This window comes from Bacillus sp. PK6-013 (assembly GCF_054161445.1).
Genome location: NZ_CP096417.1, coordinates 2,937,646 through 2,950,025 on the forward strand (window position 1 = coordinate 2,937,646; position 12,380 = coordinate 2,950,025).

Here is a 12,380-nt window from a genome sequence, read left to right on the forward strand (position 1 = left end):
ATTTGAAAGGAGAACAACTGTGGCTAAGACGATTATTTCTGGTTTTATTTTATTTTTTCTGCTTATTTTTTCGGGAGCTGAGCCAACATCAGCGGCTTTTTGGGATACAAAAGGAGACAACGTTATTCATGATCCTTCCATGATTAAAGAAGGAAATACATGGTATACATTCGGTACTGGTATCGGCAATGGAATCCGCGTCATCAAATCGACAGACGGAAAAACGTGGAGCCCAGCGCCAAGTATTTTTACAACTCCATTATCATGGTGGAAAAAGTACGTGCCAAACCATGAAAAAAACCAATGGGCGCCTGATATCAGCTATTACAATGGTCGCTATTGGCTTTATTATGCGATATCCGCGTTCGGCTCCAATACTTCGGCGATCGGACTGGCTTCAACAGACCGGATCTCTTCCGGAAATTGGCGCGACGACGGGCTTGTCACCCGGACGACGACCTCGAACAATTATAATGCGATCGACCCTGAGTTAGTCATTGATAAAGAAGGAAATCCGTGGCTGTCCTTCGGCTCGTTTTGGAGCGGCATCAAGCTGACAAAGCTTGATAAAAAAACAATGAAACCTACAGGGAAGGTTTATTCGATCGCATCAAGGCCGAGCCATGGCGGAGCGGTTGAAGCGCCGTCTATCACATATAAAAACGGCTACTATTATTTATTCGTTTCGTTCGATAAATGCTGTCAAGGTGTGAACAGCACGTATAAAATCGCTTACGGCCGCTCAACAAAAATTACGGGACCTTACTATGACAAAAGCGGCAAGAAAATGACGGAAGGCGGAGGCACAATCCTCGACTCCGGAAACGACCAATGGAAGGGCCCGGGCGGCGCAGATATCGTGAACGGCAACATCATCGTCAGACATGGTTATGATGCGCTTGACAATGGAGCGCCTAAGCTGCTGATTAATGATTTATACTGGGATTCCAAAGGATGGCCGAGGTATTAGTTTTTAAACCGAGCAGATATTTTTCTGCTCGGTTTTTTCTGTTATTTTAGCAGTCCAGCTTTGCAAGAACTCCATCCAAAAAAATGTTCAATCTTCCATATCTTCAAAGTATCGATCATTTTGATCAACTTTTTTGATAAATCCCTCTATAGAGTCAGCTATTTTTTTATCAAAAAAGAATACCGATGACTTATCGGTATCATTTAAATCAAGCGTTAAATATACACCTTCATTTACCTCATAAAAAACAAGCCTGTCTTCATCTTCATATATATCATCTAAATCAGGGTCAAATTCGTAAATATCTTCCCTTAAAGTGATATCTGCGATAGTAGCGGGGTCTAAAAATCTGTTTATTGCACTTTTATTCCCTCTTATAAACCCGTACCCAATTTCTAAATAAAATTCTCTGAGTTCTTTAGGAAATCGGAAACCAAGTCTATCTTCCGCTTTTATTAGATCGTTTTCTTTTAACTCATAAAACTCATGATGACTATTTTTTATAAAATTAAATTTGTTCAGCCTCATGAACCTCCTTATAGATGGCATCAGAAATTCAGCCAGGCTGATATCCCCACAACTTCGAACGATTAATTTTCTTCATGACAAACAACGTTCATACCTTGCTGCTTGATTCCACTATCCGCACCGCTTCTTCCTCTGCGCCATTTTGATAAATAATCAAGCGGGTGACCACACCATCCTCCAAAATAAATTCCACTTCAACAGACAATGACCTGAGGAAAAAGCGCGTTTCCGAGGCTGGAAATAATTCAAAACGGATCTGTCCGGTGATTTGCATATAAAGCCGTTCTTTATCAACTGTCACATCAGCGGCGGTGCCATCCTGAAGTGAATAACTTCCGACATATCTTTTGTAAATGGCCGGATCGATCTCTTTTTTCTTTTTATCGGCAGGGCGATCAGGGATTTTGTAGGCCTTGTCAAACAGGATATTTTCAACGGCTTCAAAGATGGCCTGTTCATATTCATCATCCTGTTCCACATTGCTCAAATAAATGAAGGTTTTTCGTTGATCGATATATCGGATCATTACGGTTGAATAGCCTGGCCAGCCGCCGCTGTGACCGACAATTCGCCCTGTTTCAGGACTGTCCCGAAGCACCCATCCACACCCGTAATCTACAGACTCTCCGTTTTTCAGAGACGCGGGAGTAAAAGCAAGCTCTTTTGAGACTTGATTGATCAAACAATCTGTATATAAGGCCTGGTCAAACAAATATAAGTCATGAATGGTTGAGTTTACGGTTCCGTCCCCCTGAACCCCGTCAAGATAGGAGACATATTTTGTTTCTTCAACATCATCAGGCAGAACGTACTGTTCTGTATGCACGTCATACACATATCCATACGCATAGTTCTCAATGGTTTCAGGTTGAAGCCTTCTGTTATACACCCTTGAGTTCAGCATTTCCACCGGTTCAAAGATATTTTTTTTCATATATTCGGCAAAACTCAGACCGGATGCCTTTTCAATAATAACCGCAAGCAGCACATATCCCGTATTGCTGTACAGCCAACCTTCACCCGGGGCAAAATAGCGTTGCGGCTGATGATTCATCAGCATATCAACGATATCTTGATTAACAGCAATCTTGTTATGATCCCAATGTTGTAAAAACCACTCCATATAATCGGGCAGACCCGACGTATGTGTCAACAAATCGTGAATCGTTATGCCTTGATAAGGAAATCCGGTTATCCACCGTTCTACGGGATCCTCAATATTCAATACCCCTTGCTGTGCTAATTGAAGGATGCCCAAAGCAGTGAACGGCTTGGATAGCGATGCTAATTCAAATAAGGAATCCTCCTGCAATAAACGCTTATCTGCCAAGTTTGCATAACCGAAGGCGCCTTGAAAAAGAATGTCTCCGTCTTCAGCGACTAATACCGCCGCGTTGATCTGCTTTTTTTCATTTAACACACTAAACAGGTTAACAAGTTGTTCTCTTTTTTTCTGTTTCACTTTTCCACCTCCCTTTCTTTATACGCATATGGAAATAAGAGGTTTCAACTAAAAAAAGACAAGACTGCTTCTTGTCTTTGAAATCGCTAGTCTACAATTCTAATAAGTTTCAACATCCTTTTCGCAAGTCACTCATTGATCTACGGTGCGACTCATTAGCCCCAGCACAAACGAATGTCAAATCGATTTTTGATTTCGGCGAAAAAATGTTGCAAACAGCAATAAAACGTTGCTCAAAAGACTTGCCGCCCCTAACCAGACGAGCCATTCCGCCTTTGTCCCCCAGGAATATCCAATGATGATCAGAGCAATGCAGCTTGAGAAAAAGGGTCCTGTCCTGTCTAATTTTGTGCCGCGGCGAATGGTTTCCTTTGTCTGCAGGAATTTATCTTTTGCATGATAGAGCTTCTCCTTTCCTTTGATTTTAAAAGTTGTTGCTTTTACATAAAGATTATTTTTCATCATTTTCTCCTCCGTAGCGGCGTTTCTCAAATTTTTCGAGAATCTTTTCTGTATCTAATGAATTTCCTACGCCAAGCTGAATGTTTGCATTCTCCTCAAAACCGTCTTGTTCTTCACCGTCAAAACGGTAAAGCTTTTGCAGCAGCCGCCAAAATGTCGCAACCTCTTCGGCAGTAAACTGCTGAAACAAGTCAGCCAAGAAATAGACGGACCTTTCGGAACAATCCACCAGCGCTTTCTTTCCTTCAGCGGTCATTTCAATATTAATAGAGCGTTTGTCTTTTTGATTTGGCACTGATTTAACATAACCTTTTTTGATCAGACCTGTCATCAGCTTGTTGGCGGTCTGTTTGGTTGTGCCAAGCTTTTTGGAGATATTCGTAAGCGTGGCAGTTTCAGTCGGCAAATGCGCGATGGCGATGAGTGCCATGTGTTGCCTCGAAGTTAATATTTCCATGTATTCGTCACCTCGGGTTTGCACCTTATTGACAACTGAAAACAATGTCGCATAGCTTTGCTGCATCAAATGTAATTCGTTGATTAAGCTGTTGGTATCCATTTGTTCTCTCCTTTGAATATAGTCAACATGCTGACGAATATACAATACTCTTACTCGTTAATTTTGTCAACATGGTGACTATTTTTTCGTGATTGATCAATTGGACATTCCGTTTTACACTATTTAATTATCTGATAATTAAAAATATAGGATGAGAATAGGGGGAATATAATGAATTCTTCACTCATTTCAGCGGATGATGCATGGATGCTTTGGGGGTTTATTGCGGTGTGGGCGGCGGTGAGTATTTATTTGGAGCAGCGGTATCGCTGGGCTGCGGCAGTATCGGGGGCTGTACTGGCGCTGGGCGGATCAATGCTGTTTACGAATGCGGGGATTCTTCCGGCCGAGTCGCCCGTCTATGATGCGGTGTGGTCCTATGTTGTTCCGCTTGCGATACCTTTGCTGCTTTTTCAAATCAATGTGCGGAAGATCCTGAAAGAAAGCGGCAGGCTTTTGATGATCTTTTGCATCAGCGCCCTGGGCACTGCTGCCGGAAGCGTGATTGCTTTTTTTCTGTTTAAGCAGCAGATTCCGCACCTTGACCAAATCGGCGGGATGATCAGTGCCTCTTATATCGGCGGAGGCGTGAATTTTGCGGCGATGGCCGCGAAGTTCTCAACTCCCGGTGAATATGTATCATCGACGGTGGTTGCGGATAATTTTATGATGGCTCTTCTTTTTTTCATTTTAATGGGGATACCGGCGCTTAAATGGTTTCAAAAGCGCTTTGGCGTTCCTGAAGAGACGGCCGGCAGCAAAAATCAGGCGGAAGCCTATTGGAAAAGAAAAGAGATGTCCTTGCAGGACATTGCTTTAAACATCGGAACCGCCTTCGCGATCGTTGCTGTGTCTGTAAAAACAGCGGCCTTTTTCAAAGAGCGTTTTTCTTCTGACGGCGGGTTTCAGTTTCTTGCCTTTATCTTGGGTGACCAGTTCCTGCTGCTGACGACGCTGACAATTTTGCTGACAATCGCCTTTCCCCGCTATTTTGAACGGCTGCGCGGCACACAGGAAATCGGGACTTATTTGATTTACTTATTCTTTGTGGTGATCGGCATTCCGGCAGACTTGCGGATCATTCTCATGAACGCACCGCTCCTTTTGGCATTTGTGTTTGTGGTTGCCATGTCCAACCTGCTCGTAACGCTTGCCGCAGGAAAGCTGTTGCGTTTTCGGCTCGAGGAAATTCTCTTGGCCTGCAACGCATCTGTCGGCGGTCCGACAACAGCGGCGGCGATGGCGATCGCCAAAGGCTGGCAGAGCCTCGTCGCTCCGGTTATGCTGGTCGGGACGTTCGGATATCTGATCGGCAATTATGTCGGCACCCTCTTGGGCACATGGTTTTCTACCCTGGTTTAAACGCAAAAAAAGCCGCAGATTCCCTGAAGAGTCTGCGGCTTCTTTTATGATCGGGCGAACGCTCCGGATACGGCTTCCAATGCACGGGCAAAATCGGCCTGCAAATCATCGGCATGTTCCACACCGACGCTCAGCCGCAGAAGGCCGTCGGTAATCCCCCGTTTTTCCCGCTCTTCTTTCGGCATAGCGGCGTGTGACATTTTTGCCGGATAGGAAAGGATCGACTCCACAGCGCCGAGACTGACGGCAAAGACCGGAAGAGAGACGCGTTCCACAATCTTTTTCACGGCTTCTGCATTCTCCAGCTCGAACGAAAGGACGGCGCCGGCGCCATATGACTGGTGCCTGTGAACTGACGCACCCGGATGCGAAGACAGTCCCGGATAATACACTTGTTTGACGGCCGGATGCTTTTCAAAAAATTCAGCGAGCTGCTGAGCTGTTCGAGATGCTTTTTCAAGCCGGACCTGCAGTGTTTTCAGCCCTCTCAGCACAAGCCAGCAGTCTTGGACGCCGAGAACAGCGCCGAACGAATTTTGCAGCTTATAAAGTTCTTCCCCGAGCTTTTTGTCTTTCACAACGGCAAGTCCTGATAATACGTCGCTGTGTCCGCTTAAAAACTTCGTCGCGCTGTGTAGCACAACATCGACGCCGAGCTCGAGCGGCCGCTGCAGCGCCGGGGTCATAAACGTGTTGTCAAGAAACGTCAGACAGCCGTGCGCCTTGGCAAGCTTGACGACGCCTCTGATATCCGTAATGCCGAGCGTCGGATTTGACGGTGTTTCAAGGTAGATGACTTTTGTATTTTCCTTTATGTTTAAAGCAATTTCATTTAAATCCGTCATATCGACGAAAGTATGTTCAATCCCGAAGCGGCTCAGCACTTCCGTAATCATCCGGTAAGTGCCGCCGTACACATCTTTTGTGACAAGCACGTGATCGCCCTTTGACAAAAGCAGAAAGGCGGTGGAAATCGCGGCCATTCCGGATGAAAAAGCAAATCCCCTCGTCCCTCCCTCAAGCTCGGCTATCGTGTCTTCAAGCGACGTTCTTGTCGGTGTTCCTGACCGGCTGTAGTCATATTCGCCGAATTTGTCAAAAGAACCTTGATGAAAGGTTGAGGCGTGCTGGATCGGCACGCTGACGGCTCCGGTTGCTCCGTCCGTTTTATTTTGGTTATGAACAAGCCTTGTTTCAAGCGTCCAGTTTTCATGACTCATGCGGAACCGCCTCCCCTTTTACTTTTTCCAGCGCAGCTTTTAGATCCTGCTTTAAATCGGAGACGTGTTCGATTCCGACTGAAAAGCGCAGAAGTCTGTTGCAGACGCCGTTTGCAATTCGGATGTCTTCCGGGATATCCATATGGGTCTGTGTCGCCGGATAGGTGATGAAGCTTTCGACTCCGCCGAGGCTTTCGGCGAAACAGATCGTCTTGAGATTTTTCAGCAACGGATTAACCCATTCTTCTTTTTGAACGCGGAATGACAGCATGCCGCCTTTTCCCGGATAAAGAACATCGGCAATTTCCTCCTGCTCTTCCAAAAAGGCCGCAAGTTCCCGCGCGTTTTCCTGATGCTGTCTCATCCTGAGAGCGAGCGTCTTCATCCCTCTCATTAAGAGCCATGAATCGAACGGCGATAAAACCGCGCCGATGGCGTTTTGGTGCTGGAACATTTCCTCAGACAGCTCTTCGCCTTTTGCAACGACAAGCCCCGCCAAAAGATCGTTATGACCGCCCAAATACTTCGTCGCGCTGTGAATGACAAGATCAGCGCCGAGCTCAGTCGGCTTTTGCAGAACCGGTGTATAGAACGTATTGTCAACAATGAGCAGCAAGTCGTGCTCTTTAGCGATTTGCGCGATTTTTTGAATATCAGCTTCCTGCATGAGCGGATTTGTCGGCGTTTCTACAAACAGTGCCTTTGTATTGTTCGTGATTTTCGACTTGATACAGTCTTCGTCTGAAAAATCGTCGTAGAAAAAGCGAAGTCCGTATTTCTTCCATTCGTTTTCAAAAAGGCGGTACGTTCCCCCATATAAATCGGACGAAACGATGAGCTCATCCCCGCTTTGAAACAGAGCCATGATCGTCTGAATGGCAGCCATACCGGAACTGAACGCAAAGCCGCGCGTTCCCCCTTCGAGTTTCGCGATTGCATCTTCAACAAGCTGTCTTGTCGGATTTTTTGTGCGAATGTAATCAAACCCTGTGGATTCCCCGATCCCTTTGTGCCTGTACGCAGAAGAGAAATAAACGGGAGGATTGACAGTTCCCGTTATTTCATCACTGCGGTTGCCGATTTGCGCCAGCGTTGTTTGTACATGTTCAGTCATATGACACCATCCTTTTAAAAATAAAAAACCCCTTCTTCATAAGAAGAAGGGGGATTATGCGCTTCTTCTTATCTTCCAAGCATCTGCTTGCTGGATTTAGCACCTTGGTACACTGACATCGTCAGTGCAGACCGGTTGCTGAGGTTTCAAAGGGCCAGTCCCTCCACCTCTCGTGATAAGAATCTCTTCAATTTTCTGATTGTTCTTTACTTTAACCTAAGTCAAGACATTTTTCAAGGGTCATTTTTAAATCTTTCCTCATATTGAACATGGTATGATGAAACCAAACGACGGAACCGGAGGAATCAGATGCCAAAAACAGAGCGATTAATCGAATTGATGATGACCGTTCATACAAAACGAAAATTTACGGCCGGGGAGCTCGCAGCAGAATTCGGGGTTTCCTACCGCACGATTCTCCGCGATCTGGACGAGCTGAGCGCGCTCGGCGTCCCGATCTATTCTGAAACAGGCGCGAACGGAGGCTATTATTTGCTGAATGAACCTGTGCTTCCGCCGCTCTTTTTTACACAATCAGAGGCGGCGGCTATGTTTTTCGCGTATCAATCTCTGCAGTTTTTCGGATCGCTTCCCTTTGATGCGGAAACGCGGATGGTTTTAAAAAAGTTCTACCGCCACCTTCCCGTGGAAACACAGGAGCGGATTGATGCGATGAAAGACAGAATCGTGTTCTGGAATCCGCATCGTCCAAAAGCCGCCGAACATTTAGAAACGCTTCTTGATGCAGCCATCAATCAATCCGTTTTGACGGTCGTTTATGACGGAACAGACGATTGCGCGGAGAGATCCATCCAGCCCATCGGCTTGTTCAGCTGGAACGGCTTCTGGTACTGTCCGGCCTATTGCTTTAAAAGGCAGGCGTTCAGACTGTTCCGCGCCGACCGCATCCTTCGGGCGGAAAAAGCGGCCAGCCCGCTGGCCCGCCAGCTTCCCTATCCATCGGTTCTCAGCTGGATCAAACATTCGGAGAGCGAGTGCCCTGAACCGGTGCGGCTGCAAGCGGAACTGACACGCAGAGGAGCCAGGCGGGCTGCGGCTGATGTGGACTTATTCAAGATCCTCACCATGCGGGATGACGGAACGGGGGCGATCGATGCAAACCTCCCCAGACCAGAACTTGAGTATTTCGGGGAACTTTTGTGGAACCTCGGCACTGAGGCAACTGTCAAAGAACCCGCAGAAATCAAGCTTCAGCTGAAACGGAAGGCTGCTGACATTTTAGCAAGGTACGACTGACTTTTTTTAAGAATCGTGACAAAGCCTGTCAGGATTAGGTGATACTTTTAGAATAAAGCAAAATGTAAAGGATGAAGCAAATGAAGCAAGTTCAAGCCCTGCGGAGCGATTTGTTCCACGAGATGGAGACGGGCATCCGCTCCACGTGTCATCTTCTGAAAAAAGTGAAGGAATCTGACTGGTCTTACCGGCCCGCCGACCGCATGCGAAGCCTGAAAGAACTGGCAAGCCATCTGACGGCCATCCCAGAAGCCGACATGGCTATCATGCAGGAAAAGGAAGAGGCCGCCATCTCCCGAATTGAAAAGAAGTATAGTGCATTGCAGTCGGCTGACCAAATGGCTGAAGCTATGCAGAAAGGATTCGCCGCTTTTCAAACGTATATGACTTCCCTCTCCGACGAGGAATTTTTGACGAAAAAAACAAAGCCGTTTTACCTTGATGAAGGGATGACCCAAAGCCGCTGGCTGACGGAAACGCTCACCCACGTCTTCCATCACAGGGCCCAGCTGTTTAATTATTTAAAACAGCTCGGCTATGACGTCAACATGTTCGATCTGTATCTTTAAAAGGTGTTCATATGAAGCTGCCTCTGACAAAAAAAGAACGGTCAAACTTAAGGACAGCCAAGGTAAAAATAAAAAACACGGCATATATGGATCTGTCCGTCCTTGCACATACGCTCGGTTCGTCTTTGGAGCGCGCCGCATACATCAAGGCGCTCGCCCAGTTTCAAACCGCTCCTTCCATCGGGCCGAAAATGGCGCAGTGCGCCGTTGACCTGGGCTACTATTCCCTTGGCGACATCAAGCATGAATCAGGTGCGGATTTGATCATCCGCCTCGAAAAACTGAAAGGCTACTGGGAAGATCCTTGTGCAGAAGATGCGCTGCGATGCATCGTCCATTACGCCAACGATCCCGAAAGCGCTAAAAGCTGGTGGGATTTCACAGAGGAAAGAAAAATGTACCGCGAACGCTGCGGATACCCTCCGGATAGACCGTCAACGCCCTGGTACGAAAAAAAACGGACATAAAAAATCACGGCTGCCGAACAGTTCGGCAGCCCTTTTCGCTTCTTTCACAAGAGAATTTCGTGTTAAAATGAATGGAAACGTTCACAAACATTATTTCTGGAGGAATTCATCTTGGCTATGAAAACAGGAGTCATTCAGGAGAAGAAGCTTTTTTCGGAAGAGCTCGGCGAGGAAATGGAGCTTCTCGTCTATTTGCCGTCATCCTTCTCGCCGCTTTACAAATATCATGTGATCATCGCACAGGATGGACATGACTATTTCCGCCTCGGGCGCATCAGCAGACAGGTGGAAGAACTGCTGGCGAACGGCGAAATCGAAAGAAGCATCATCATCGGCATTCCGTACAAAAACGTACAGGAAAGAAGGCTTACATACCATCCGGAAGGGTCAAAATTCGAAGCGTATAAACGTTTTTTGGCAAATGAACTCGTCCCTTTCGCCGACAGTGAGTACCCGACATACCAAGTCGGATCAGGCAGGACGCTGATCGGGGATTCGCTCGGAGGAACGGTTTCCCTCATGACGGCGCTTGACTATCCGAATATGTTCGGAAACGTCATTATGCAGTCACCTTATGTCGACCGCCATGTTCTCGATAAAGTGAAACAGTCCGATTCCCTGCAGCTTATTTCAATTTGCCACCAAATCGGAGAGAAAGAAACCGCCGTCAAAACGACTGATGATCAAATTTTGGATTTCACCGGTCCAAATGAGCAATTAAAAGAATTGCTTGAAGAAAAGCAGACAAACTACGATTTCAAAGCTTTCGACGGGGATCACAAGTGGACATACTGGCAGCCGCTCATCACCCCCGCTTTAAAAAAAATGCTGTAGCTCTCTGTATATCGGCCCATCTTTGATATACTAAACCATATCAATTGTTTAAGGAGGGAACAAAATGAAATACGGTATTGTGCTATTTCCATCAAAAAAACTTCAGGACATTGCAAATTCCTACCGAAAACGCTATGACCCGAATTACGCTTTAATTCCGCCCCACCTTACATTAAGAACACCTTTTGAAGTGTCCGAAGACGAGATCGCGAGCGTCGTAGGACACCTGAGGGAACTTTCAAAAGAGCTGAAACCGGTCACGCTGAAGATTACAAAATTCAGTTCCTTTGCCCCTGTCAATAATGTCATCTACATGAAAGCCGAACCGACAGAAGAATTGACGCAGCTTCATGAAAAAATGTACAGCGGCGTTTTGGAAGACAAACCCGAATATGCGTTTGTTCCCCATGTCACAGTCGCACAAAAGCTGTCAGATGATGAGCATTCCGACGTCCTCGGCACGCTGAAAATGAGAGACGCGTCGCACGAAGAAGTCATCGACCGCTTTCATCTGCTTTACCAATTGGACAACGGATCATGGACCGTCTATGAAACTTTTATTTTAGGAGCGTGAAGAAAGCCAGTGGAAGCCGTCATTGTGAAGAATCAACAACAGCTTGAAGACGCCTTCTTTGTTAGAAAGGAAGTCTTTATCAAGGAGCAGCACGTATCACCGGAAGAAGAAATGGATCATCTCGATCAGGAATCTTCACATCTCGTCATCTATGACGGAAAAGAGCCGATCGGCGCTGGCCGGCTACGGCTTGTCGACGGCTATGGCAAACTTGAACGAATCTGTGTACTGAAAAGCCACCGCTCCCTCGGCATCGGCAACCTGATCATTCAGGCGCTTGAAGAGGAAGCCGCCAAGCAAGGCGCGGTTCAATTCATGCTGAACGCGCAGACACAGGCTGTTCCCTTTTACGAAAAACACGGCTATAAAGTCGTGTCTGAAGAATTTTTAGATGCGAATATCCCCCATGTCAAAATGGTCAAAAAGTAACCGTTCCGCTTTTTAAGCGGAACGGTTTTTCTTTTCCTCAGAAAACATTTCATAGTTTGTTCATCTTTTGTTTATCGTTTATTCAACATTGTCTATTAAAGTTGTTTCTAAGCTTTTACGAAGCCCTACACAAAATAGACGGGAGGTAAACAGCCGAATGCCGTTATGAACAAAAAAAACATCACCACACTCGCCCGTTTCGGGATAGTCGGAGCCGGAAACACACTCGTTGATTTCGCCGTGTTTTTCATCCTTACGTCCCTCCGCGTACCCTATCTGGCCGCACAGCTGTTTTCCTATTCGGCAGGCGTAGCAAACAGCTATATCTGGAATCGGACATGGACGTTTCAAGTAAAGGAAAAAGCACATGGCGCGGAAATCGTCCGGTTTATCATAATCAATCTTGCAGCAGCGGGCGCTACATTTGTCCTTCTGTATATTTTTCAAAAAGCCGGCCTTTCCCTTTTTGTCAGCAAAATGTCCGCAACAGTCGCAGGAATGGCGATCAACTTTATCGGAAACAGGCTTTGGGTGTTTCAAAAACCCGGAACAGATTCATAAAAAAGACCAGGA

Annotated in this window: 15 protein-coding genes and 1 riboswitch; of the genes, 9 read left to right on the forward strand and 6 right to left on the reverse strand. The window is 46.4% G+C overall.

The window, feature by feature from the left end; translation table 11 throughout:
• Positions 1–19: 19 nt before the first annotated feature.
• On the forward strand, positions 20–970 hold the full coding sequence (locus M1E03_RS14870) for a glycoside hydrolase family 43 protein (protein WP_051967072.1): 951 nt from the start codon (positions 20–22) through the stop codon (positions 968–970).
• An 87-nt stretch (positions 971–1,057) separates the two neighbouring features.
• Here the strand turns inward: M1E03_RS14870 and M1E03_RS14875 are convergent, their stop codons facing one another.
• The 4 genes from M1E03_RS14875 to M1E03_RS14890 form a co-directional block, all read right to left on the reverse strand.
• Positions 1,058–1,492 carry an SMI1/KNR4 family protein gene (locus tag M1E03_RS14875; RefSeq protein ID WP_035334158.1) on the reverse strand — a complete coding sequence of 145 codons (435 nt, stop codon included), beginning with the start codon at positions 1,490–1,492 and terminating at the stop codon, positions 1,058–1,060.
• A gap of 94 nt (positions 1,493–1,586) precedes the next feature.
• Complete coding sequence (locus M1E03_RS14880; RefSeq protein WP_003180744.1) at positions 1,587–2,960, reverse strand: serine hydrolase; 1,374 nt, start codon at positions 2,958–2,960, stop codon at positions 1,587–1,589.
• 177 nt (positions 2,961–3,137) lie between these two features.
• Positions 3,138–3,425, reverse strand: coding sequence for a hypothetical protein (locus tag M1E03_RS14885; protein WP_224066935.1), 288 nt, complete (start codon positions 3,423–3,425; stop codon positions 3,138–3,140).
• Entirely contained in the window at positions 3,412–3,981 is a 570-nt protein-coding gene (locus tag M1E03_RS14890; RefSeq protein ID WP_035338950.1) for a MarR family winged helix-turn-helix transcriptional regulator, read from the reverse strand. Before M1E03_RS14890 ends, M1E03_RS14885 begins: the two co-directional genes overlap by 14 nt.
• Before the next feature lie 171 nt (positions 3,982–4,152).
• Between M1E03_RS14890 and M1E03_RS14895 the strand changes: the two genes are divergently transcribed.
• Positions 4,153–5,343: a DUF819 family protein gene (locus tag M1E03_RS14895; protein WP_035338952.1), complete on the forward strand. Its 1,191-nt coding sequence runs from the start codon at positions 4,153–4,155 to the stop codon at positions 5,341–5,343.
• A 44-nt stretch (positions 5,344–5,387) separates the two neighbouring features.
• On the opposite strand, the gene metC is transcribed toward M1E03_RS14895, so the two are convergent.
• A complete protein-coding gene (metC, locus tag M1E03_RS14900) occupies positions 5,388–6,563 on the reverse strand; it encodes a cystathionine beta-lyase (RefSeq protein ID WP_035338954.1) in 1,176 nt (391 codons plus the stop codon).
• On the reverse strand, positions 6,553–7,677 hold the full coding sequence (locus M1E03_RS14905) for a methionine biosynthesis PLP-dependent protein (protein WP_458110492.1): 1,125 nt from the start codon (positions 7,675–7,677) through the stop codon (positions 6,553–6,555). The genes metC and M1E03_RS14905 overlap by 11 nt, the downstream gene beginning before the upstream one ends.
• 65 nt (positions 7,678–7,742) lie before the next feature.
• Positions 7,743–7,859, reverse strand: a riboswitch (SAM riboswitch).
• A 127-nt stretch (positions 7,860–7,986) separates the two neighbouring features.
• Between M1E03_RS14905 and M1E03_RS14910 the strand changes: the two genes are divergently transcribed.
• From M1E03_RS14910 to M1E03_RS14940, 7 genes are all read left to right on the forward strand, one after another.
• Positions 7,987–8,934 (forward strand): helix-turn-helix transcriptional regulator, encoded by a 948-nt coding sequence (locus M1E03_RS14910; RefSeq protein ID WP_003180735.1) that lies wholly within the window; start codon positions 7,987–7,989, stop codon positions 8,932–8,934.
• An 80-nt stretch (positions 8,935–9,014) separates the two neighbouring features.
• Entirely contained in the window at positions 9,015–9,503 is a 489-nt protein-coding gene (locus M1E03_RS14915; protein WP_003180734.1) for a DinB family protein, read from the forward strand.
• 11 nt (positions 9,504–9,514) lie between these two features.
• Positions 9,515–9,970 (forward strand): helix-hairpin-helix domain-containing protein, encoded by a 456-nt coding sequence (locus M1E03_RS14920; protein ID WP_003180732.1) that lies wholly within the window; start codon positions 9,515–9,517, stop codon positions 9,968–9,970.
• 111 nt (positions 9,971–10,081) lie between these two features.
• Entirely contained in the window at positions 10,082–10,804 is a 723-nt protein-coding gene (locus tag M1E03_RS14925; protein ID WP_003180731.1) for an esterase family protein, read from the forward strand.
• 64 nt (positions 10,805–10,868) lie between these two features.
• Entirely contained in the window at positions 10,869–11,378 is a 510-nt protein-coding gene (locus tag M1E03_RS14930; RefSeq protein ID WP_003180728.1) for a YjcG family protein, read from the forward strand.
• Positions 11,379–11,387: 9 nt separating this feature from the next.
• Positions 11,388–11,807: a GNAT family N-acetyltransferase gene (locus tag M1E03_RS14935; RefSeq protein ID WP_003180726.1), complete on the forward strand. Its 420-nt coding sequence runs from the start codon at positions 11,388–11,390 to the stop codon at positions 11,805–11,807.
• Between the two features lie 165 nt (positions 11,808–11,972).
• Positions 11,973–12,368, forward strand: coding sequence for a GtrA family protein (locus M1E03_RS14940; protein WP_020450971.1), 396 nt, complete (start codon positions 11,973–11,975; stop codon positions 12,366–12,368).
• Positions 12,369–12,380: the final 12 nt, after the last annotated feature.

Excerpts from the sequence above, each read along its gene's own strand:
- M1E03_RS14885 (WP_224066935.1), bottom strand. The coding sequence starts at position 3,425 with ATGATGAAAAATAATCTTTATGTAAAAGCAACAACTTTTAAAATCAAA.
- M1E03_RS14890 (WP_035338950.1), bottom strand. The coding sequence starts at position 3,981 with ATGGATACCAACAGCTTAATCAACGAATTACATTTGATGCAGCAAAGC.
- M1E03_RS14895 (WP_035338952.1), top strand. The coding sequence starts at position 4,153 with ATGAATTCTTCACTCATTTCAGCGGATGATGCATGGATGCTTTGGGGG.
- metC (WP_035338954.1), bottom strand. The coding sequence starts at position 6,563 with ATGAGTCATGAAAACTGGACGCTTGAAACAAGGCTTGTTCATAACCAA.
- M1E03_RS14905 (WP_458110492.1), bottom strand. The coding sequence starts at position 7,677 with ATGACTGAACATGTACAAACAACGCTGGCGCAAATCGGCAACCGCAGT.
- M1E03_RS14910 (WP_003180735.1), top strand. The coding sequence starts at position 7,987 with ATGCCAAAAACAGAGCGATTAATCGAATTGATGATGACCGTTCATACA.
- M1E03_RS14915 (WP_003180734.1), top strand. The coding sequence starts at position 9,015 with ATGAAGCAAGTTCAAGCCCTGCGGAGCGATTTGTTCCACGAGATGGAG.
- M1E03_RS14920 (WP_003180732.1), top strand. The coding sequence starts at position 9,515 with ATGAAGCTGCCTCTGACAAAAAAAGAACGGTCAAACTTAAGGACAGCC.
- M1E03_RS14930 (WP_003180728.1), top strand. The coding sequence starts at position 10,869 with ATGAAATACGGTATTGTGCTATTTCCATCAAAAAAACTTCAGGACATT.
- M1E03_RS14940 (WP_020450971.1), top strand. The coding sequence starts at position 11,973 with ATGAACAAAAAAAACATCACCACACTCGCCCGTTTCGGGATAGTCGGA.